Origin of the sequence: Dysgonomonas sp. (assembly GCF_035323175.1) — a bacterium.
In the GTDB taxonomy this organism is placed as follows: domain Bacteria; phylum Bacteroidota; class Bacteroidia; order Bacteroidales; family Dysgonomonadaceae; genus Dysgonomonas.
The window spans coordinates 1-22,912 of the sequence record NZ_DAOKYH010000018.1 but is presented as its reverse complement, the minus strand read 5'-3'; the positions used below and the strand labels follow the sequence as shown (position 1 = coordinate 22,912).

At 36.9% G+C, this 22,912-nt stretch carries 17 protein-coding genes and 1 tRNA gene; 7 read left to right on the top strand and 11 right to left on the bottom strand.

What is annotated here, in order from left to right; genetic code table 11:
- Positions 1-41 precede the first annotated feature (41 nt).
- From PKC55_RS15400 to glsA, 4 genes are read right to left on the bottom strand one after another with little or no spacing between them, the layout of a single operon-like run.
- Complete coding sequence (locus PKC55_RS15400) at positions 42-620, bottom strand: Maf-like protein (RefSeq protein ID WP_135105593.1); 579 nt, start codon at positions 618-620, stop codon at positions 42-44.
- On the bottom strand, positions 621-1,082 hold the full coding sequence (locus tag PKC55_RS15395) for a methylated-DNA--[protein]-cysteine S-methyltransferase (RefSeq protein WP_291128541.1): 462 nt from the start codon (positions 1,080-1,082) through the stop codon (positions 621-623).
- Entirely contained in the window at positions 1,030-2,103 is a 1,074-nt protein-coding gene (gene glsB / locus PKC55_RS15390) for a glycine N(alpha)-acyltransferase GlsB (protein ID WP_135105597.1), read from the bottom strand. The genes PKC55_RS15395 and glsB overlap by 53 nt, the downstream gene beginning before the upstream one ends.
- Positions 2,104-2,937, bottom strand: coding sequence for a lyso-glycine lipid O-acyltransferase GlsA (gene glsA / locus PKC55_RS15385; RefSeq protein WP_283685371.1), 834 nt, complete (start codon positions 2,935-2,937; stop codon positions 2,104-2,106).
- 141 nt (positions 2,938-3,078) lie between these two features.
- Between glsA and trxA the strand changes: the two genes are divergently transcribed.
- On the top strand, positions 3,079-3,507 hold the full coding sequence (trxA, locus tag PKC55_RS15380) for a thioredoxin (RefSeq protein WP_291128538.1): 429 nt from the start codon (positions 3,079-3,081) through the stop codon (positions 3,505-3,507).
- A 69-nt stretch (positions 3,508-3,576) separates the two neighbouring features.
- Here trxA and PKC55_RS15375 read toward each other — a convergent pair whose 3' ends face one another.
- Entirely contained in the window at positions 3,577-6,231 is a 2,655-nt protein-coding gene (locus PKC55_RS15375; RefSeq protein ID WP_291128536.1) for a transglutaminase family protein, read from the bottom strand.
- A 77-nt stretch (positions 6,232-6,308) separates the two neighbouring features.
- The gene (locus tag PKC55_RS15370; RefSeq protein WP_324373556.1) at positions 6,309-9,119 is read right to left on the bottom strand and encodes a putative LPS assembly protein LptD; all 2,811 of its coding nucleotides are present in this window, start codon (positions 9,117-9,119) and stop codon (positions 6,309-6,311) included.
- Between the two features lie 194 nt (positions 9,120-9,313).
- Here PKC55_RS15370 and PKC55_RS15365 point away from each other — a divergent pair, with 194 nt between their 5' ends.
- From PKC55_RS15365 to PKC55_RS15345, 5 genes are all read left to right on the top strand, one after another.
- Positions 9,314-10,591: a M64 family metallopeptidase gene (locus tag PKC55_RS15365; protein ID WP_291124964.1), complete on the top strand. Its 1,278-nt coding sequence runs from the start codon at positions 9,314-9,316 to the stop codon at positions 10,589-10,591.
- A 105-nt stretch (positions 10,592-10,696) separates the two neighbouring features.
- Positions 10,697-11,401, top strand: coding sequence for a tetratricopeptide repeat protein (locus tag PKC55_RS15360; RefSeq protein WP_006841876.1), 705 nt, complete (start codon positions 10,697-10,699; stop codon positions 11,399-11,401).
- 577 nt (positions 11,402-11,978) lie between these two features.
- Positions 11,979-12,377: a TerB family tellurite resistance protein gene (locus PKC55_RS15355; RefSeq protein ID WP_291027794.1), complete on the top strand. Its 399-nt coding sequence runs from the start codon at positions 11,979-11,981 to the stop codon at positions 12,375-12,377.
- Between the two features lie 2 nt (positions 12,378-12,379).
- The gene (locus PKC55_RS15350; protein WP_291124966.1) at positions 12,380-13,639 is read left to right on the top strand and encodes a PTS sugar transporter subunit IIC; all 1,260 of its coding nucleotides are present in this window, start codon (positions 12,380-12,382) and stop codon (positions 13,637-13,639) included.
- Between the two features lie 19 nt (positions 13,640-13,658).
- Entirely contained in the window at positions 13,659-14,570 is a 912-nt protein-coding gene (locus PKC55_RS15345) for a hypothetical protein (RefSeq protein ID WP_291124969.1), read from the top strand.
- 266 nt (positions 14,571-14,836) lie between these two features.
- On the opposite strand, the gene ahcY is transcribed toward PKC55_RS15345, so the two are convergent.
- Positions 14,837-16,255: an adenosylhomocysteinase gene (gene ahcY / locus PKC55_RS15340; protein WP_135105607.1), complete on the bottom strand. Its 1,419-nt coding sequence runs from the start codon at positions 16,253-16,255 to the stop codon at positions 14,837-14,839.
- Positions 16,256-16,270: 15 nt separating this feature from the next.
- Positions 16,271-17,353: a mannose-1-phosphate guanylyltransferase gene (locus PKC55_RS15335; protein ID WP_135105608.1), complete on the bottom strand. Its 1,083-nt coding sequence runs from the start codon at positions 17,351-17,353 to the stop codon at positions 16,271-16,273.
- Positions 17,354-17,515: 162 nt separating this feature from the next.
- Between PKC55_RS15335 and PKC55_RS15330 the strand changes: the two genes are divergently transcribed.
- Positions 17,516-17,599 (top strand) — tRNA-Leu (locus tag PKC55_RS15330).
- A 280-nt stretch (positions 17,600-17,879) separates the two neighbouring features.
- On the opposite strand, the gene PKC55_RS15325 is transcribed toward PKC55_RS15330, so the two are convergent.
- The 3 genes from PKC55_RS15325 to mobV all read right to left on the bottom strand — a co-directional run.
- Positions 17,880-19,205, bottom strand: coding sequence for a retropepsin-like aspartic protease (locus PKC55_RS15325; RefSeq protein WP_291127851.1), 1,326 nt, complete (start codon positions 19,203-19,205; stop codon positions 17,880-17,882).
- Positions 19,206-19,987: 782 nt separating this feature from the next.
- On the bottom strand, positions 19,988-21,559 hold the full coding sequence (locus PKC55_RS15320) for a hypothetical protein (protein WP_291127849.1): 1,572 nt from the start codon (positions 21,557-21,559) through the stop codon (positions 19,988-19,990).
- A 77-nt stretch (positions 21,560-21,636) separates the two neighbouring features.
- Positions 21,637-22,912 (bottom strand): MobV family relaxase (mobV, locus tag PKC55_RS15315; RefSeq protein ID WP_324373555.1); only part of this gene is annotated, 1,276 nt, incomplete at its 5' end.

Here is a 22,912-nt window from a genome sequence, read left to right as displayed (position 1 = left end):
AGAAAAGACGGCTTAAGACCGTCTTTTTTATTTTGTATAACTCAAAACTTTTTCAGCTCTCTATATAATCTTTGTATTGGCAACCCCATTATATTAAAATACGATCCCGAGATATACTCTACAGCTACATATCCTATCCACTCTTGCACTCCATATGCTCCGGCTTTGTCGAAAGGCTTATAGTTGGAAACGTAATATTCAATTTCATCGTCATCAAGTTTAGAGAAGCGAACTTCGGACGATACACCAAAAGAGACTTGCTTGTCTTTAGTTGTGATGCATACCCCTGTGATTACCTGATGCGTTTTTCCGGAAAGATCGCGTAGCATTTGCTTCGCATCTGTTTCATCTGATGGCTTTCCATAAACTTTTCCATCGAGTAAGACGATTGTGTCTGCAGTTATAAGTAATGTATTCTCATCCAGTTGATCGAGGTAAGCATTAGCCTTTTCTTTCGCAATATAGATAGCGATATCCTCTCCTGCAAGGCTGTCCGGATATGACTCATCAATATCAGGTAAAGTTTTTATCTCATAGGGTATGTTTAGCCCACTCAGAAGTTCTTTTCTACGAGGCGAATTGGATGCTAGAATTATGTTATATCGTGAGAGGTTTAGCATTTACATGAAGTTATAATAATTTTCGAGTTCAAGAAGAAGAAGTTTTATATCTGTTCCATATGCATAGCCACCCAATTGTCCTCCTTCATTTACCACACGGTGGCAAGGTACTATAATGGCTAGATTATTTTTTCCGTTTGCAGCACCTACAGCTCTACATCCTTTGGGTGAACCGATAGCGATGGCTTCATCTTTATACGAAACAGTTTTGCCATAAGGGATTGTACTCAGATATTCCCATGCTTTTTGCTGAAACGGTGTACCGTTTTGTTTCAGGGGTAAGTCAAAAACTTTACGTTCTCCGGAGAAATATTCTTCCAACTGCTTTATTGCATTATTCAAAAGTGGTGAAGAGTCGGCTTTTTCCTCCCCTCCTTGGTGAATAATCCTTACCGATGAAATATAACCGTCAGTTTCTCTTATCTCGATTAATCCTACGGGAGATTGTAAAAAAGCCTTCATTTTTTCTTTTCTTCGGTTTAGGCCTGTCTTCGTATTTTGTCCAACTCCAGTTTATCATTTGTCGAAGTCTCTTCAAAAAACGTTTCGAAGGTTTATCTTTTAAGTAGGACTCAATATGTCTTTTTTTCTTTTCTTCTAATATCTCATCTACATTGATGAGGATTCCTGTTTCCTCTACATTGCCAAAAGTATCGTTTACTGCCGTTCCAAAGACCTTCATTTGAGGGGAAAGGCTCATGTAAGCATTTACAAGTGGAGGAATATTAAGATCTAATTTACGAACGGAAGTGTTTAATATTCGATAGTCAGACTTGAACGACTCTCCATCAAATAGCCTTCTCAGCTTGCTCTTTTCGGTCTCTATCGTTAAGGCTTGCTTTGGCCATACAAGCTTTTCGGGATCCGGGAAATATTTATTCAGAAAATACAGAATCATATCCCGTGCTTGTGTATTGTATGTGTCGTACATTGTTACCTTCCCAAAAAAATACTTCATGGAAGGGTCTGCCACAGATAGGGCACCTAATCCATCCCAAAGATTATCTAATGCGAAGATACCTCTCGAGCCGGCTAGTGTTGATTGATATTCGAGCGTAACAAACGAACGTCCAAGCTCGAATGTATAAGGGAGATATTCCTTAATAAACCTTTCGGAGAAATGGAACAAATGCGATGTTGCCAATATGGGTTCACCATTCTCATCGAAGCAAATATCAGGTCCGCATATAAAGCGATATCCACCGATTATCTCTCCTGCTTCCGGATTCCATACTATTAATTGCTTGTATGGATTGTCCATTTTGTCGTACTCGTCTATATCTACAGACTTCCCTGTTCCTCCGCCATAATACCGGAATGCTATCTCACGCAGACGGCCTATCTCCAGCATCACATTCGGCGAATTATGATGTGTGACAATATAGATTTCATTGTTAGCCTTATTTGTATACCTGAGAAATTTATCTTTCGTCAGTTCGGCTCTCAATAAATCCTTATTTATCGGTGCGATAACAGTTTCCATTTATTGCTTGTTTGTTTTTGCCAAATTATATGACTTTTCCTTTACATACTGCGCCCATTGCATAGCACTCTTTGAATTGTCAAAGAATGTATATGGTATAGGTTCACCAAATGTTATGGAAAAACTTTTATTTTTATTCTTAAACATTTCGTCAGGCAATAGGATCAACTCAATATTAAATTTTATGCCCAGACGCTTTCTTATATTTGCAAATCTATAAAAGAAATTTGAATTTTTGCCCTCAAAGTGTACAGGAACTACGTCCCTTCTTGATTCTACAGCTTTCAGAATAAAATTTTTCTGCCAATCCAAATCATGAATCTTGCCATTCTCTTGTCTGGAACATAAGCCCGCAGGGAAGGTAATGATTTGGTTGTCCGATTCATAGGCTTCATTTAGGCTTGTAGTCGCTTGTTTCGACTGACGTCCATATTTATTGACCGGAAGAAAAATAGGTTGCAGATTCTTAATAAAGTATAAAACATCGTTTACTACGTATTTTATTTTTTTATCGAATCGGTCTCCAATAACCGCAGATAAGCAGATGCCATCGAGCCCGCCTAAAGGGTGGTTTGATACAAATATATACTTTTTCCCGTCTTGAATATTTTCTAGCCCCGAGGTCTCTAATGTAAGATTGAAATATCCTACAACCGCTTGCATAAAATCCACTCCATACTTATCAGCATAGATCGTAAGTATTTCGTTCAGTTCATCTAAATGGATTTTTCGCTTGAGGTAGTTTATTGCAAAACGTGGTACCTTATTATAAATCTTGGGAGCTTTCTCGGCAAGTACTTTATCTAAATCTAGTATTTGAGGTTCGTGATTCATTCCGTATTATATACCTTTCTGATGCAAAAATAGTTGAATTTAATATATATCATACCGAAAAATGTATAAATAGTTATAACAAGAACATTTTAATAGATAAGAACTATTATATTTGCCCAAAATCATATAAAACTATTAATAATGAGACGTAAAATAACCCTTCCAATACTCGGCATAGTTCTTATGACTTTGACTGTTTTATTGGGAAACAATAGTGTGTTTGGGAATAACAACACTACGAATAATGATACTCCTATTGTAACGCTTACCTCTTCTAATTATGAAAAAGAGACCGGAACAGGATTAGTATTTGTTGACTTTTGGGCTCCGTGGTGTGGGCCATGTCGCCGAATGGCTCCTATTCTCGAAAGTGTAGCTAAAGAATACAAAGGATCGGCAAAGATCGGAAAGATAAATGTTGACAACTACAAGAAATTCTCAATAGATAAAGGGATTGAGGTATTGCCTACTATTGTTGTATACAAAGATGGAAAGGAGATTACTCGCTTGAGAGGTTTGGTATCTAAAGAAGACCTTGTGAAAATAATTGCAGAGCATACAAAAAAGTAAGCTATTATTATAAATAACAAAAATGGCAGATCAGATGATCTGCCATTTTTGTATCTTATATTTCAACTGTTATTTTGTTCCTTTCTCCAACTCTATTGTCTTAATTATATTCTCTCCGATTCCAATGCGGTAACCTTGCGAAGAATACAAAATACCTCCATTTGTAGAAATATATACTGTAAGCGGGAAGTTATTTGAGAATTCGATTTGCAAAGCTCCCGCAACTGTATTTAACAAAGTCCTGTTATGATCAGTCATCCATAATGATTGCTTAGGTAGACCTTTAAAGACAGAAGCATCAAACGCTTTACTTAGCTTGTCGTCAGGAATAGCAAACAAGATTCCTCCGCCCCATTCTTCAATAGCTTGTTGTACGGCCGGAAGGTCTTGCAGGATATGCTTAGTAGGTTCTTTGTCAGGATCAGCAAAGCAGATCATCAAACCTTTACCGTTCGTTAGTTCTTTGATTGACTTTTTACTGCCGTCTTGTAATGTAACAACTGTGTTCGGATCTACGATACCTTGTACCTGAATGCGGCCTTCTACTTTCGGTAATTCGATTTCGAATGTTTTCGCTTCATTGCCTTTTACTTCAAAGTAGCGTGTACTTATCGTTACAGAACCATCATTTCCACGACTACCTATCATCAAACGATAGTAGCCTGCATCCACTGTTATTTTAGCCGGTAGATCTTTTATACTGTTTTCATAATCGAGAGTAACAAAGTCACCATTGTCGTATCGGGCAATTGTGAAATGAGTATAATAACCCGGCTTCACAATATTATCCTTTGCATTTGTAAACTGAATTGTAGCCTTTGGCTGTTTTTCGGCTTGCTTATCAAAGAATACATCAGTCCATGCAGTTTCCCCCTTTAGATATTGAGGGCGTCCTGTTGCACGATCAATACGTGCAGGGATATCCATAGAGCGACAAAGAGCAACAAATAATATATCCCTTGATGGCTTATCTGAAACTTTCAATTCATATACGCCTTGTGGGGAGATCGGGCATTTGAAATAATTTTGTTCTTCATCAATTTTTATATTTTCACGAACAAAGTTTATTACTTCATTAATATCATTTCTCGATTTGTTTACAAAATCTTCCGTTAATGCTTTTTTGAAGAAGCTTCGCCACGGACGAATCAATTCTTGTGATATTCTTGGAGAATAGATACTGCCTACCAGAGGGCTGTCTTCAGCTAGTTTCTTTTGTGTCGCATCTTGTCCGATAGTAAGGTGATCTAAAAGGTATGCAGCCGGAGTATCTCGTAAATCTTTATCGGAAAGAGATAATAAGAATGCATTCAGATATGGATTATCTTTCTTAGCCTCCATAAAAGAGGATATTTCCTGCCAGTTTCCTTGCGATTTGGATAAAATATTCCAAGTCTTATCAGGGTTTAGCTTATTTTTTTCTGCAAATTTCTTAGCATCCGATTCGCTAATAAAGGTTGCCATATATGCATTTCGTATCGAGTCTTCGTGAGCCAGACGCTTTGCATTTTCTGCAATCTTTTCTGGTGCTAATTCTTTTATGGCTTGTTCTGCCGGAGCTTCCATTACAATGGTTTCATCTAAGTCTTTTCCCGGTTTATTATTTAATGTAACTGTCACTTCTGCCGATTCAGGAGTAGATTTAGCATATCCATATATATCGCCCTTATTTGCCCAAACAAATATGTCTCCCATTCCTGAGATTATAGAAGCTGTTCCATCGGTTTTAGAAGTACTTGTGGCAATAGGGTAAAACTCAGCATAATTGTACACTTTAAATTTTACGGTTGCACCTTCTACAGGTTTACCTGCTTCGTCTACTATTTTTACTTTTACATCGCGTGTATTTGTATAATTAGCAAGTAGATTGATAACCGAATAGAGGTCTGTTTGTACATTCTTTTCCTCAGGTCCATTGTACAATCCAAAAACATTGGTGTGTACCATCATGGCACGTTTTACCGGAGCAGAGAACCACGCTACATCCAATTCTGGTTCTGGTTCGCAAGCTCCTATATAATGCCATTTGCCATCTACCCATGCTTCTACCCACGCGTGATTGTCGTCGGTGTGTACCCAGCGTGGCGTGTAACACTGGCGGGCAGGAATACCTACAGCACGAAGTGCAGCGGTAGTGAAAGTCGATTCTTCACCACAGCGTCCCCAAGATGTTTTAGCTAAAGCCAGAGGGGCTGATGTGCGTCCGTCTGTTCCTCGGTAAGTTACTTTTTCGTGACACCAATGGTTTACTTCCAATACTGCTTTTTCCATTGTCAGCCCTTTTACTCTATCTTTGAGTTCATCGAAGAACACTTGTCGGGCAGTATCTAGGTTTTCGTTATTTACACGATAGACCAATACAAAATGTCGGAATATATCATCCGGTATTTTTTTACCCCAATCGAAGTAATCACGAGCTTTGAATGCTGCGTCTACCTGACCAAGGAAAAAATCCGCATCATAATCTGCCAGATCTGAAAGAGGCATATAAGCGTATAGGAATTCTAAAGCCTCACGTTGTTCCAGAGTGAGGTCTTGTTTATCTAAAACAGAAAACAATTGTTCACTACGTCCTGTCGCAAGGTCTTTGCGCTTCATAAACTGTTGGTGTACTTGTTCCCTATACTCTTTATCTTTAAGGAAATGCTTGTCTGCCGAACTGCATGCGCCTAAGATAAAAAGAAGAGATATCATTAATAGAGAACTGAAAATGATTTTTTTCATCTTTGGTGATATTTATAGGTTTAGTAAAAGACAAATACTGATAATACTTTGCATAGCTCAAAGTATTATGATACATATTAATCCCAATTAGGATCATAGCTGGAAGCTCGCCCGCGTTGCTCGTATTTCAAATCCTGAAGCATTGAAGAACTTGCACGTAACGATACATAATATGATTTGTATTGACCCACAGGGTTGAAACTTGCCGAAATAGACCAACAGTGTAGGTTGCGAGTAAGATTACAACTCATGTATGCTATTTTGCCGGCATCGAAGTCATAACTGGCATTGAAATTGAAACTCCAATTTTTGGTTGGTTGTATATTTCCGTTCAAGCTGAGGGCTTTAGTTAACGTACCTCTATATTCTGCATAATCGTTTCGAGCTGCTTGTTTAGGCAGTTTATTCGTATTATAATTCATTGAGAAGCTGATCCCCAAATTCCACTTGATCTCATTTTTTACATAACCATCTTCATCATATTGGTTATCATCTTTTTTTGCCTCCATCAAGCTTTTACGTTCTTTTTCTTCTCCGGGTGCGGCCAAATTATTCTCACTCTGTGTGGATTCATCTTCCTTCTTTTTAGAATCCTTATCCTTGTCATCGCCGCCTCCAAACCATTTTTTGAATGTATCCTGATTAATGGATGGCGATATGGAATATCCTGTACTTTTCAATCGTCCAAACCCTTTCCCGTTTGAAATACGAAGTTCATTCACACGTCTCAAACTGGTTACTTCCCCTGCATCGTTTGTCTCAGCTCTATAGAGATATGGATCGAATGCCGCATTCAAATTCACTGTGAATGATTTGCTGAATTTCAGGCGAAGTCCCATATTAATATCACTCCATTTGAATTCTTTGGCCATCATGTTGTGACTGAAATTAATCCCGAGATTATCAATCAAACTGATCTTCTTTATAGAGTCGTTGGAGTCTCTGTATTTCATTTCAAGATTGTTGTCGAAGCTGAAATTAATCATTCCTTGGGCTCCTTGGCTTGGTACACCAAACATACCTTGTTCATATGGAGAATATTTATTTCCTGTATCTCTCCAATTCCCTTCCGAATCATAGTAATATAACTTCTCATAAAATCCGAATTTTTGACTACTGAAATCGGGAGCATAACTTAGACTTATGCTAGGGGTGAACACATGGCGGATCTGAGTGTTCTTTGAAAATATAGGAGTGAACATCCCATACAGCTTGGTTTGAAAACCAAGAGAGAAATTGAAATCATAAACGCGGTTGAATGAATAGGTTGTATCTTCAACTACCATGCGGCGTTGATCAGCATCCCATCGCTTTTCTATTTTGCTTGTATACCATCGCTCGGTATAGTTGAAAGACGGAGTGATATTTAGGTAGTTTAACGCACTGAAAGTAGCAGACACAGGGATTGTATGTTTCATTGCATTATTCCAGTCTTTTTGCAAGTTAGACTGAAATAGCTTGTTTTCTTTTGTCGTAATACTATTTCTTAAATCTCCCGTATAACTCAATTGTATCTTCTCGTACCATTTTTCTGCGCCTACAGCATCTTTCCTTTTAAACGGAGCTATGCGGCTCATCGTAACTGTAACGTTAGGCAAGGTAAGAGATATTGTTGAGTCTTGTGTACGTTGGGCTGCACTAATATTGGCAGAGAAACTCCAAGGGGAATTAGGTATCTTTTGGGTTAGTGTTACATTTGAGCTTTTTGTATTATTCGTTCCCATAGGGGTGTAAGCTGTATTCAGGTCATTACGGTCGTAAGAACTGGTAGAGAATTGTACACTTGCCGATAACGTCCTAAACATATTTGACTTAGGGTCTTGGCTGTGTGTCCAGTTGATTTTTAGGTCTTTTGCCAAAGAGTAATCTATTCCCTTTTCTCCGAGTTTAGTCACAAGATATCCGACATCAAATCCCCCCGAATATTTATACCTTTTTCTGTATGATGAGCGGGCATTGATTCCCCATGAACCTTTAGTATATATTTCTCCGGTCACAGCTAAATCGATATTATCATTGATCGCAAAGTAATAACCTCCGTCTCTTAAGTTAAATCCTCGGGCGAGCTCATCTCCATAAGATGGCATAATAACTCCAGAAGAATACTTTTCAGAAAATGGGAAAAACCCAAACGGTAAACCGATAGGAAGAGGTAAATCTTCAATAACAAGGTATGCAGGACCTGTTACGACGTTCTTTTTAGGTCTCACCTTGGCTTTTGTCAGTGCCAAGTAAAAGTGAGGGTGTTCGTGATCGTCGCAAGTGGTATATTTTCCCTCTCTCATAAAAAACGAATTGTCGTCGTTCTTTTTTGCTCTGCTTGCTACAATGTATCCTTCTCCTTGAGTGGTAATCACATTTGTAATATAACCTTTCTTTGTTTTAAAGTTATATTTCATTGTTTTTGATTCGTAGTCTGTTCCTCCATCAGTAAATACTGGGAATCCAAATTCTTTTCCTACAGAATCGAGACCGTATGTGGCATAAACAAGGCTACTATCCATGTTCATCCAAATCTTTTCTCCTTTGAGTGAAATATCGGTGTATTTCACAACGCTTTCGCCATATAGATATCCCCAATTTCCTGCTGTAAGAACGATAGAGTCATTGGCTGTATAGTCTACTACAGCATCCAAAACGGCTTTCTTTTTCTTTATAGAGTCGGACGGAAGGGAGTCTCCACGCATCCGTATAGAATCATTCTGAGTCTTACGAACCGGGTCTCGGTTTAAACGAACCCGAGGTGATGCAGAGTCGGTAGGTAATGAGTCTTGAGGTCTGTCGAGGTGGGTTATACGTGACTCTATACGAGAAATTTGTGCACCCCAAAAAGGCACAGAAAAAAGAATAAGCAGAAACGTATACGTCAACAACTGAATTTTCCTCATGTAGAGACCTCTAACTATATAGTGTATTCGGATGCAAAGCTAATCAATTATATAAGAAAGCATAATATGAAAAATCAAAAAAAGTATAAATTTTCATCTTCCATCCTAAGAATCAAATTGAATTGATAGAAACTTTATCCTTAAATATTGTGATTAATTTTTTATCTTTGTTCTATTCTAAAACGAAGCTTTTCATGAAATATTTTCTGTTAACCCTATCACTTTTCCTTCTTGCACTGGGGGGATATTCTCAAAACTTTGAAGAATACTTTGAAAACAAAACGTTGCGTGTGGATTATATATTTACAGGTGACAATGTCTCTCAAACCGTTTCTCTCGAACAATTAAACCAATTGCCCCAATGGGCAGGGCGCCGTCACCATCTTGCAGAACTGGGAAGACAAGGAAATGGGCAAATCAAAATGACGGATCATAGAACCGGGAAATGTATTTATCTTGAATCCTTCAGTTCGTTATTTCAGGAATGGCTCACTATCCCGGAAGCTGCTACAGTAAGAAAAAGTTTCGAAAACACATTCTTATTACCATACCCAAAAGATAAGGTTGATATAGAGGTAAGTTTGCGAGAAAAAGACGGTTCGTACAAAACCGCTCTTAGGCATACTGTCACTCCTGACGATATCCTAATAAGGAAAAAAGGATTGAAAAACACCCCGGCTTATACCGTTATACATCAAGGGGGACCTGTAGATAAATGCGTCAATGTCGTTATCCTGGCAGAAGGTTACACGACTTCTGAAATGGAAAAATTCAGACAAAATGCAAAAACGGCATGCGAACAGATTTTAGCACATACCCCATTTAATCGTATGCAAGATAAGTTCAACTTTATTGCTGTAGAAACAGAATCGAAAGACTCCGGTGTAAGCGTGCCTCGTAAAGGCAAATGGAATGAAACGGCTTTTCATTCCCATTTCGATACCTTTTATTCTGATCGTTACCTGACTACTACCAATGTAAAGGATATACACGACCCAATTGCGGGGATACCTTATGCTCATATTATTATATTAGCGAATACTGATGTATATGGCGGTGGTGGTATTTTTAATGCCTATACATTGACCACGACGGGGCATGCAGACTTCAAGCCTGTTGTTGTTCATGAATTTGGTCATAGCTTTGGTGGATTGGCCGATGAATACTACTATGAAAATGATACGTTTAGCGATAGCTATCCTTTTGGTGTAGAGCCATGGGAACCAAATATAACAACGCTTGTCGATTTTAATTCGAAATGGAAAAGCTTATTGGTAAAAGACACTCCAATTCCTACAGATATAAAGTCGGCTGATAAATATCCAATAGGTGTCTTTGAAGGAGGAGGCTATTCGTCTAAAGGGATATATCGTCCTGCTGTTGACTGTAGAATGAAGACAAATACTTGTAAAGATTTTTGTCCTGCATGCCAAAAGGCACTTGAACAACTCATTAAATTTTATACCGAATAAAAAAAATATAGTTAAGGATTTTATTTATAAGGATAAAACAGCTATTTTTGTCGCTGCTAAATTTGAAATAAACAGAATAATATAAATATTTATAACAGATTAAAAATGTCTAAAAAGAAACAAGCTGAATTGCGTGAAGAAAAAGACTGGGAACGTATTGGAACAGCAGTTGCAGAATCAGAACGTTTCATTGAAAAATACCAAAAACAATTATTAATAGGTATTGGTGCTATAGTTGTGGTCGTTAGTGCATTTCTTGCATACAACTATTTTATTGTAGGGCCAAAAACTACCGAAGCTCAGGTGGCAATGTTCAGAGGTGAACAGTACTTCAGAGCCGGACAAGATTCATTAGCTGTTTTTGGAGATAAAAACGGATATGTAGGATTTGAGTCAATCATAAGTGACTATGGTTCTACTAAAGCCGGAAAACTGGCTAAACTATATGCCGGAATCTGTTATGCAAATATGGGTAACTACGAGAAAGGTCTTGAATACCTGAAAGACTATAGCGGTAGTGATAAAATAATATCGCAACTGGCGAATGGTGCAATCGGCGACTGCTTGGATAACCTGGGAAAATCAGATGAGGCTGTTTCTTATTATATCAAGGCTGCTAAAGGTGTAGATAATGCTTCTCAAAGCCCTATGTTATACAAAAAAGCAGGTCTTATATATCGTAATCAAGGAAATTACGATAAAGTAATTGAAGTGTTTTCAATTATAAAGAATCAATATATGAACTCACCTCTTGCTATTGAAGCAGATAAATATATTGATGAAGCTAATATACTGAAAGGACAGAAATAATAGATCTTATATATATTATACAAAAGAGTTCCGCTAGACAGCGGAACTCTTTTTGTTTATAGAAATATCATATCATTTGCATATTTTCTATTCAGACTATATTAAATCTTGTAGATAAAATGTTACTTGTTCTCTACCTCTTATTTAACATTTTCTTTTCTTGTAAATATAAATTAATAGATTTAAATCCAGTTGATTAAAAAATATATCACATTTATTTGTTTTTTTATTTTTTTTGCTAATTTTGGAAAAATTAAGAAATTCTACCAGGTATTGATTTCCACCATTAAAGTATGAGCCGAACATAATTTCTTATGTCTTCAAGAGGAAAATTCACAAATGTGTGTCCACACAGAGCCCATACTTATTCATACAAAACATACACTAAATAATTGTAATTGACAGGGGGGGTACTCCCATGTTCATTTTTGTAAATCCTTAAAGCTCTTCGTGAAGAAGTTGTGTGGGTTTGTTAATTCGAAGTAAGCAAGGAGCAGTTCTATTGATCTCTTCTTCTTACATCTATCATGAAGGCAAGACCTGCAAAGCCGTAAGAGCAGGGGTAAGTAAGTTGTATATGAACGAGAGTGAAAAAAAGATGTTTTTAGGCTTATATCAAATGGTGTTAGCTGATGCAGAAGTTCATCCACATGAATTAGAATTGCTTTATCAAATAGGCAAGGAAAAAGGAGGAATTTTGGAAGAAGAAATACAGAAAGCGATTTTTTCTCCAAATACATTTGTCTCGTTAGAAAGTTTAAGCGAAGATGAGAGAATAGAGTATCTATATAATTTATCTCGCATTGCTTGGGCTGATGGAAAGATAGAGGATAAGGAAAAGGAAACTTTGCAAGAGGCAAGTAAGCGACTTGGTTTTGCAATAGAAAATGCAGTAGAGATATCAGAATATCTTTTAGCGCAAGCGAAGGAGGAAAGATCATTTGACGAAGTATTACAGGCCATTAAAAAATCATAGATATGGGACTTAAGGATATTTTTACTATTCAAGATATTGAACCCCAACAAAGGTTTCAACAAGACGATACAGATGATTCTATTGCCGTCATTTCGGGAGCATCTTATGCTAGCAAAGGGACAAGAGATGCGGGTTATTGTGGAGGCTCTTCTCAGGCATTATTGCCCAGACTGCATGCGGTATATATGCAATTGATTCGTTATATCCAGCAAGATAAAATGAAACAAGATGAGAGAAAAAGTCAAATCAAACAAGAAATCAGTGGCCTTGAAGCGAAAAATGCAAATGTTGAAAATCAAATAAAAACAGAGCAAGATCGATTAATGCATGAGGAGAATAAAATTGGAAGAATTTTACAGGAAATTCATGATATAAAGGAAAATCCAAAAGTTGTTCTGGGAGATTCTTACGTAAAAATAAGCTTCTGGATTGGCTTAGTCATTATAGTATTTCTTACCATTTACTTGTTTGTGTTTTACAGCTCAGCGGCTTATTCAGCTTTTTTCAAAGACTTTACACCTGATGACACAAAGATAACTCAAGCTATCTTTGATGCGCAGGCCGTAGGTAAAGCTTGGGCAGACGGTTTTACTGAGTTGATTTTCATTTTAGCAATCCCTGCTGTGTTTTTAGGTTTGGGCTTTTTAATTCATAAATTCTCAGAAGAAAAAGGTATAAGTAAGTATTTTAAAATCTCGGGACTTGTTGTTGTCACGTTCTTTTTTGATTTTATTATAGCATATGCTATTGTTAAAGAAATATACAATATCATGATAGGGGGACTTTTTATGGATATGCCACCGATGACGATATCGAGAGCTTTTCATGAAGTTAATTTCTGGATAATAATCTTTGCGGGTTTTGTAGTTTATATTATTTGGGGGCTTGTGTTCAGCTTTACAATGAGTGAATACGAGAAAATGGACAAAGTTAGATATGCAATTAAAAATAAAGAACAAAAACTAGCATCTTCCAAGACTGAATGTAAGCAGTTGAGGGATAAAATTTCTATTCTTCAAAGAGAAAAGAATAATAATCAGGGAGAAATAGATAAATTGAAAATACAGTTGGAGTCATATGTGTTGTATTTCAATGATGTAAGAGAAGGGGTTAATAATTACTTCTCGGGATGGATTGTTTACATGCGCTCAACGAGTTCTTCAAAAGTTCAGATTGATGAATGTGAAAGGATTAAAGAAAAATTTTTACTTGAATTAAAAAATTCAGAATTTATTAGGACAAATTCAGTCTCTAGTAACTAATCAAAATAATCATGGATTTATGAAACATCTATTTATTATAACAATCTTAGCATTCTCAATGGTGGCTTGCGGAGGTAAAAATAATGTTAGTGATAGCAATAATGATACTAATCGTAATAATGCTGGGAATAGTAAAATATCGAAGAAACAAGGGCAATTGAATATCTCGATTTTATTGGACTTATCTGATAGAATTAGTCCCAAAATAAATGCGAATGCTCAAAAAAACGATATTGAAAATATTAAGACCATTACAGAATTCTTTAAATCTAATATGACAAGCTTGGGGGCTTATAATGCCAAAGGAAAAATTAGAATATTCTTCAGTCCTCCGCCTGTAAGTAGTGATATTAACTCAATGGTTAGTAAGCTTATTATTGATTGCTCTAAAATGGATAACAAAGGCAGAAAAGGTGTATATGATAATATAACAGAACTTTATTCGCAAAATTTAGAGAAGATATATCGGCAAACTGTTGCTACAAGTGCATGGGAGGGTAGTGATATTTGGCGTTTCTTTAAGAATGACGTAAAGGATTTTTGCATTCAAAAAGATCCCAACTATCGAAATATATTGATAATTTTCACTGATGGGTATTTGTATCATAGTCAGTCGGTGATAAATGATAAGAATCGCTTCAGTTATCTCACAAATACTAATTTGAAACAATATAGAAAGCAGGATTGGAAGCAAATGATTGAGCGAAACAATTTTGGGATAAAGACAGAGCGTAATGATTTGAATAATTTAGAGGTTCTTGTGTTAGAGATAAAAGCAGAGAGTCCGAACAATAAAGTTGATGAAGATATTATGTCATATCTTTGGAAAAAATGGTTCAAGGAAATGAGTGTATCTAATTACGAGGTCTACAGCTCAGATTTACCCGCAAATACAAAAACAAGAATCGAAAATTTTTTAAATCATAATTAAGAAGTAGCTTGTATGAAAAGTGATGCATCATACTGGCAGATCTCTCTTTAATTATTTAAATAATAATTATCTAACTAAAAGAGATCTTTGAAATAAAAGTAAAATAAGAGTGGTAATCAGAAACTAAAAAAGGTGACATAAAGAACATATTAAAACCTGTCACCTTTGTCACTTTTTGAATAAGGAAGAGAGCGCTAATACCGTATCACATATTGCAAAAAAAACGGGCTTTAAAACAAAGCCCGTTTATATTGATAGATGATATCTTAATATCTGTAATGTTCAGGTTTGTATGGACCTTCTACAGGAACCCCAAGATATTCGGCTTGCGCCTCAGTCAGCTTGGTCAACTTCACTCCAATTTGTTCAAGGTGTAGGCGTGCAACTTCTTCATCCAAATGTTTCGGCAAACGATAAACATTTACTTCATAGTCGCGAACCCATAACTCCAATTGAGCTAAAGTCTGGTTTGTGAATGAGTTACTCATCACGAATGAAGGGTGTCCGGTGGCACAACCTAAATTCACTAAACGACCTTCGGCCAAAAGGAATATAGAATGTTCATCAGGGAATGTATATTTATCTACCTGCGGCTTAATGTTTACATGCTTAATGCTAGGGTAGTTTACAAGCTTGTCCACCTGAATTTCATTGTCAAAGTGCCCTATGTTACATACTATAGCCTGATCTTTCATGCGAGACATGTGCTCTATTGTTATAATATCCTTGTTGCCTGTTGTTGTAACAAAAATATTACCTTCTTTCACGGCCTCTTCCATTGTTGTCACTTCAAAGCCTTCCATTGCTGCCTGCAAGGCGCATATCGGGTCTATCTCAGTTACAATGACACGAGCTCCGTACGAACGCATAGAGTGAGCGCAGCCCTTACCTACATCTCCATATCCTGCAACAACCACAACCTTACCGGCAATCATCACGTCGGTAGCTCTCTTGATGCCATCGGCTAATGATTCGCGACAACCATAAAGGTTATCAAACTTAGACTTGGTTACCGAGTCGTTTACATTAATAGCCGGAACAAGCAGTTCGCCTCGCTCCATCATTTGGTACAGCCTGTGTACTCCTGTTGTTGTCTCCTCGGATACTCCTTTCCAATCGGCAACTGTACGATGCCAGCGATTGTTGTCTTCTTTCAGAATGCGAGATAAGGTATCGAGTATTACTTGCTCTTCGTGGCTCGAAGCTTTTTTATTCAGGAAGTCTGCATTTTCTTCGGCTTTATATCCCCAGTGGATAAGCAGTGTAGCATCGCCACCATCGTCTACTATCAGGTTCGGGCCTTTCCCTTCAGGGAACGCTAACGCTTGCTCTGTGCACCACCAATATTCTTCAAGGGTTTCTCCTTTCCATGCAAATACGGGTATCCCGGCTGCTGCAATAGCTGCTGCTGCATGGTCTTGGGTAGAGAAAATATTACAACTAGCCCAACGTATATCGGCTCCTAATTCTTTCAGGGTTTCGATAAGTACAGCTGTTTGCACAGTCATGTGTAACGAACCCATGATACGAGCGCCTTTCAGCGGTTTTGTTGCTCCATATTTCTTGCGAAGTGCCATTAATCCCGGCATTTCATGCTCTGCTATTTCTATTTCTTTTCTCCCAAAGTCTGCCAGATTGATATCTGCTACAAGGTAAGGAAGATTTGGTAAAAGTTCTTTTGACATATATTTATTTGATTGTTATATATATTTTTCTCCGTATTTTAGCTTTACGTCAGCAACGAACTGTTTGATACGCTGTTCTTCCGACTTCTTGCAAATCAGTAGTACACCGTCTGCTTCAGCTACAATGTAGCCCTCCAAGCCTTGTATAACGCCTAATTTGCCGGCAGGCAATGTCACAACATTTTCTGCACTATCAAAAAATATAGTGTTGGCAATGAGCGAAGCATTGGCTTCATCATCTTTTTCGGATATTTCGTAGAGTGATCCCCAAGTTCCTAAATCAGACCAACCGAAATCTGCTGCCTGTACATATACATTTGTAGCTTTTTCCATTATGCCATAATCTATTGATATATTGGGGCAAAATGGGAAATTCTCATCAATGAAGGCTTTTTCCTTTTCTGTACCAAAGGCATCGATGCCGCGGTCGAAACGGGAAGTTATCTCAGGAAGGTATTCACGAAGTGCGCTTAAGATGGTTTTGTTATTCCAGATAAAGATACCTGAATTCCACAGGAACTCTCCGCTTTCGAAGAAGACCTTAGCCAGCTCCAAATTCGGTTTTTCGGTAAAGACCTTAACCTTATTTACTCCGTCCAGCTTTTCTTCACTCATTTGTATGTATCCATAACCTGTTTCGGGACGACTAGGCTTAATGCCGAGAGTCAACAACGTATTGTGCTTAGATACAAATTTGTAAGCGTTCTGAATAATAGAAAGAAATTCATCCTCTTTCAGAATCAAGTGATCGGAAGGAGCAACTACAATATTTGCTTCAGGATTAAAAGAGTTGATATGGTAAGTCGCAAAAGCAATACATGGAGCTGTATTGCGTCGCATTGGCTCTAACAATATCTGATTGGGTTTCAACTCAGGCAGTTCTTCTTGTACCATCTGAGCATATTCATTATTGGTGACTATAAATATGTTCTCAAGAGGAAGGATTCTTTTAAACCGGTCTACAGTCATCTGCAAAAGAGAACGTCCTGTTCCAAAGAAATCAAGGAACTGCTTTGGACGGGCTTCGCGGCTAAAGGGCCAAAAACGGCTGCCAATGCCACCACCCATGATCACGCAATAATTGTTCTTGTTATCCATGTTTGTTTTAAAAATTTATACAAAGTTATATCATACTAATATACAAACAAAACGATTAGGGACAATAGCGAAATAAAATTATACGATTCTTTTTCAAAAAAGTTATACCTGATCTTTTGATATATGAAAAATATGTGTACTTTTGCACCGCACTAGGCACAAGCCCAGATGGCGGAATTGGTAGACGCGCTGGTCTCAAACACCAGTGGATTCACTTCCATGCCGGTTCGATCCCGGCTCTGGGTACTAATACGCCAAAAGTCTAATTGATAATCAGTCAATTAGACTTTTTGTTTTAATTATTTGTTCCCAAATTGCTCCCGAAAGATTTTCTTAGCTATTCATTTAATCATAAAAAAGAAGTAATAAGGCCTGTCTCATTGTGAACTTACATTTGTATATGATTTATACGCAAGATTGATGAGAATGATATTGCTTAAATAAAGTATTCTTTAGTATAAAGAGGTCAATACTTAAAAAATTGAATTTCAACCATATATTCTTTGTTTTGTATGTACTGGACCCTTCAATCATATACTTCAACAAACATTTGTTCAAAATTAATAGTTGTTTTTCTAAACGCATTAATGAAAGCCATTCCCAAGGCTCCTGACTCGAATTGTGTGCCAATAGGTAGCTCACTCTCTACAGTCATATTCTCTATTTTGAATTGCTTATTTCCTATCTTTATCGAAAAAAAAGGCAAGTTATAATATTCTCTTAGACCAGCTCCTCCGAAGCCGCCACTCACCCGACTACTTTTTGTGCCATTACGCATTACAAATTCTTTATTTGAGCCAAGATAATGACCATTAAGATGAGCATAAGTATCTCCCGTATCGAATAGCATAACTAATCTATTATCGCCTGAATAGACTTTCAAAAAGAAAGCATCACCACCTAGAACTCGCATCATATTTCGCCCTGTAGCAGGCAAGGGTGTTTTGTTCACCGGAAAAACGATTTTCCTGTCTTCGGGAAATATCTGTACTTCGCCCGCATAGTCCATTATATCATTGCCCAGCACTGCGTTTACCTTAAATAGAGAATCGACTTCGGCATTGGGCGGAACAATAGTCGCTGTCACATTCCTAAAAGTCATATTACCTACCATTATGCTGTCGACAATACCCATTTGTCCATAACTTTTTCCTCCTGCTCCCGATATCAAAAGTGAATCCATCTTGATCCTTACCCCCAAGCGAGTAGCGTATTCCTGCGATAAGAACACTCCGCCACCGCATCCTGTGTCGAATATAAAACGTTCGCGGACGCCGTTTACCACAACGGGAGCGTACATGAGCGTCGAATGCCTGATTGTATCATCTTCGTTTTCTTTTATTTTGATGGTATCTATTTCGATAGGCACTACGCAATCGGCATCGGGACGGATAAGCCGTGGTTTGTCTTCGTCAAGCAAGGCTTGGTACATTTTTAGATTTTCTTTCGAGGCTACGAGAAATTCGGGTGGCGCGTGAGGTTCGATCTGATCTATAAATCCTTTCATACGTTCGTAAGCCTCCCTGTATTCGCCTTTTCGCAAGAGAATCCTGCATTGAAATATAAACATATTTCTCACATTTTCGAGTCCTATTTCGCCTTGGTAGTTTGCAATGAGGGAGTCTATCGATTCTATTGCACTGTCCGGTTGGTTGAATGCAGTGTATAAGACAGATTCTGCCAAGTTTTTTAAATAAGGTGTTTGAATCTTATCTTCTATTTTAGGATATATCTCCTCCAACAAAAAGAAATCAGATGTACTTAAACAATTTATAGCTTGTTCATCAGTTGTTTGCGAAAAGCAAACAGCGTGGATAGAGACAATGAGAAATGTTAATACCGTTTTTTTCATATCGTATATTTAAATTGATTCAAAATATAAAGCGTAGAATTGTTTTAATTATTTAAAACATCAATAGCTTGTATACCAATGATTACACATAATATTGTATAGGAGGTAAAGGACATAAACTAATTTTTAATTTAAATTAGGTATTTATATTTTATACTTTAAAAATAAAAAATAATCGAACATCTTCGATGTATAGTAAACTTAAACTATCTTTATAAATTGAACTTTTTTCAGATAGCAAAAAAACAACTATACTTCATGCTCTTTCTACATATCCTGTTTCAGAGTTTTTACTTCTATAATTAGATTTTCCTTTTCTTCTTTCAGCGTTTCGATCTCCTACTGTTTTCGTTTCACTTTAGAAGAGCCTATCATAGAACTGTACCATCCATAATAGTAGCACCGATATCAGCAGCCGTATTTTTAAGTTTCTCGGTTTTCAATTCACTTTTAGTTTTACTGAGAGCCTGTTCTGTTTGTTGCAATTCGGCTTCTTTCTGTTGTTTTTACTTTTCGACTTGTTCTCACTCTTACTCTGCCTCTCTCTCTTCGCAAACAGGGCTGTAAATAAGCCAATTATAAAATGAACGCCCAATTTTACACCCTAAACTGTAAAATTGAGTGTTTTAGTTTTGAGGAAGGATGATTCTCAATAAATTGTCGAAAGTTCAAGGATTATTAAAAACTTATCCCAGTTCCTAAGCATACTAATAGGTATATAGGCATAGCAAAACGAAAATTGAGCTGGTAGCCACCAAAAAACACATATCTATATTAATCTTCTAAAAATCAATATCTTCTTCTTGCATAACTCTATTTTCCAAATATTCAAGCAGTTTTTTATGGTTTTCTACGCCTGATTTAATCACATTATCAAGTGTTTTTTCAGGCATGAAGAACTGTTTTTTGATTTTTTCATCAAAATCGTTTTTCATTTCTCTGAAAAGTGGTACTTGTTGATATAATTGTGGGTGCAGTTCTATATCTGCAATTGACATCATAAAAATATCGTCTCTTGCTTCAAGTGGACGCATACTTGCACGAGGACTTAATGCATCAAATCCTGTTAATGGTTCATATAGTGCTGACATAACAGTATATACTAATGGCTCATGTCCCATTTTTAATAATAATAATCTGTCTTTATATAAATTCAGGTCGAATCTATTTTGTTCAATGGCTTTTGATATACATAAATAGCCAACACTTGCCATCATTTGTAAAGTATCAATATCATCAGATAGATTTTGATCGAGCATAAATAAAAATGCTTTACCAATGCTTGAAAAATCCTTTACTTCATTAAGTTGTCCGGGATTTGATTTTACAGAACGATAAATTTGTACCAAAAAACTTCTTGCACCACTTGAATTTTGTTTTTGATATTGTGCAATTGCTTGTTGAGATAATGATACTATTTCGGGTTCTTGCGCTATTTGTTGATTTTTTCCCTTATGATACTCAATATCCACATTTCTATCATGCATATGCAATACACATTTATCTATTTCACCAGATTTCAAAAAAACACTCAAACTATAATCAGCACCGTTAAAGTCTATCCAACCAAATGGTGACATCGCTTCGCATTGATAACCTCGCAACACTATTTTATCCTCTGATTGATTAATCATTTTCATCGGCTTTGGTGTCATTTGGATATTATTGCCCGACATAGGGTGATTGCCATCTAAATTGAATGTGGTAACAATATATCCTTCTCCTCCTTTTATGTTATACCCTTCACAACCATTGATGTTTTTTTCGATTTTAACAGCACGTTTGCAACCTTGTTGCAAATCTCGAACAGGAACTCCATTTTCATACCTTTGATGACTGTTCGATACGAAATATACATTACTTAAATCAATCGTCTCCCTTCTTCTTACATTTTGTATTTCTTCTGCTATTTTCTTCAAAGGATTTTCCACATCTGCAATTTCACCGTGTTTGTTTAAATTAAACTCCATCATAATCAATGGATTATTGCGATTGATGTAGATTCTTGACAATATGCCATTGCAATAAAATAGAGACATGTCTTTGTACTCAAAGCCTTCGCCACCGCCTAAGATATTATTACTCCAAAGTACCCTGTCATTCAACATAGATATTTCAGAGAAGCTGATTTGATCAGTAATATATTCTTCTATTTCGGAATTGTCAATACTCACTTCTACTTCTCCATTAAAAGGGCTAATTTCAGCATTAATCACGAATGTTGAATCTAAATCAACAATGCAGTTGCCCTGATGCCAAACTTTACAATTATCGGCAACAAAATGGAAAGATTTTCTTTCAATGTTACCTTGCATTTCTAACATATTGATTGGAAAGGTATCGTATGTTTTCATTTTTATGTTTTATCGAACAATTAATAGATACTTATTATTACCCACAAAAATACTAAATATTTGAGAAACAGCCTTATTTACCTCCTAATTCCTTTATCCTTTTCTGACCTTTGGATTATTCTAACTGACTGCCTTAACTCCTGATACTTCTGTCTAAACCAATCAAGGATATTTTTTCCATTAAGGGAGAGTTTCAGCTTGTCGGGATTATCTCGGTCTTTGAACAGTTGCAATTTAGCGTTTTTTACCTCAAAAGATTGGCTATATTCCGATGAATATAGTTTGCCCGTGACAGATAAATACTCGCCATTAAAAAGCTTTTTAGTACCATCTATGGTTAATCCAATCCCTTTACACAATTGAGTTATTCGCAAGCGTTCTTTTAGATTTGGAAATACTTCAAAAAATAAACTCAAGTCTTCTTGTGCCTTGTATGGCTCGTAATCACGTTTCAGCTCCTCCAAACGAGTTTCAATAGCAGTGGCTTCCTGCTCTTTTTGCTGAGTGTGTTCATGGAGATTCAGAAACTTTTCTCTGGCTTCGTCTTTGCGGTCATACATATCTCTAACTTTCTCATAGACATCTTGCTTCTCATCTTCAAGATATTTTATGTGTTCTTTTAGCTCTGCTTCTTTTTGACTTTTGAGTCTTTCAGCTTCTATCTCTCGTAGTCTAAGTTCCTCAATGCTCAATCGTTTAGCATCTTCTATGGCTAATAACAATCCAATATTTTCTTGCAAATTATTCGATTCCACTTTCTGATTACGATAAAATTCTGATGTGGTAATGTGCCTTGCTTCCGAACCTCTGATGCCACGTTCCAAGCCATATTTTGCCATTGCTTGAGCATAACTATCTTGATAATGAATCAATTTATCTTTGGTCATCACATCATCGGCACACAAACGAGGTCTGTCTGCTTTTTTCTTTTTGTATTGCTTTTTAGGAGCTTCTTGTTCTTTATTCGATTTTTTCTTTCTTCGTTCTCCCTGAACAATAGGAACTACCGATGCATGTATATGCGGAGCATCTTCATCCAGATGCAAAGTTGCTGCCACAATATTTTTCTCTCCGTATTCTTTTTTTAGCCAGTCCATACTATCCCGACACCATTCATCGAGTTTGCCTTCCGCTTGTATCCGCAACATATCTTCAGTACTTCCGGAGAGTATAACTCGGATAACCTGTACCTGATTCTTTCCAACCTTACGGCTCAATCCTGCATTTTCGATCCTGTACTTTATGGCCTCTGTCCTGTTGGTTACTCCTTCGGGGAATGGAATTAACTCTTTATTCAGATGTGTCCGTTTCGGATCGACATTCGGAGCTATTACTTTCCGTTCTATATGGTCT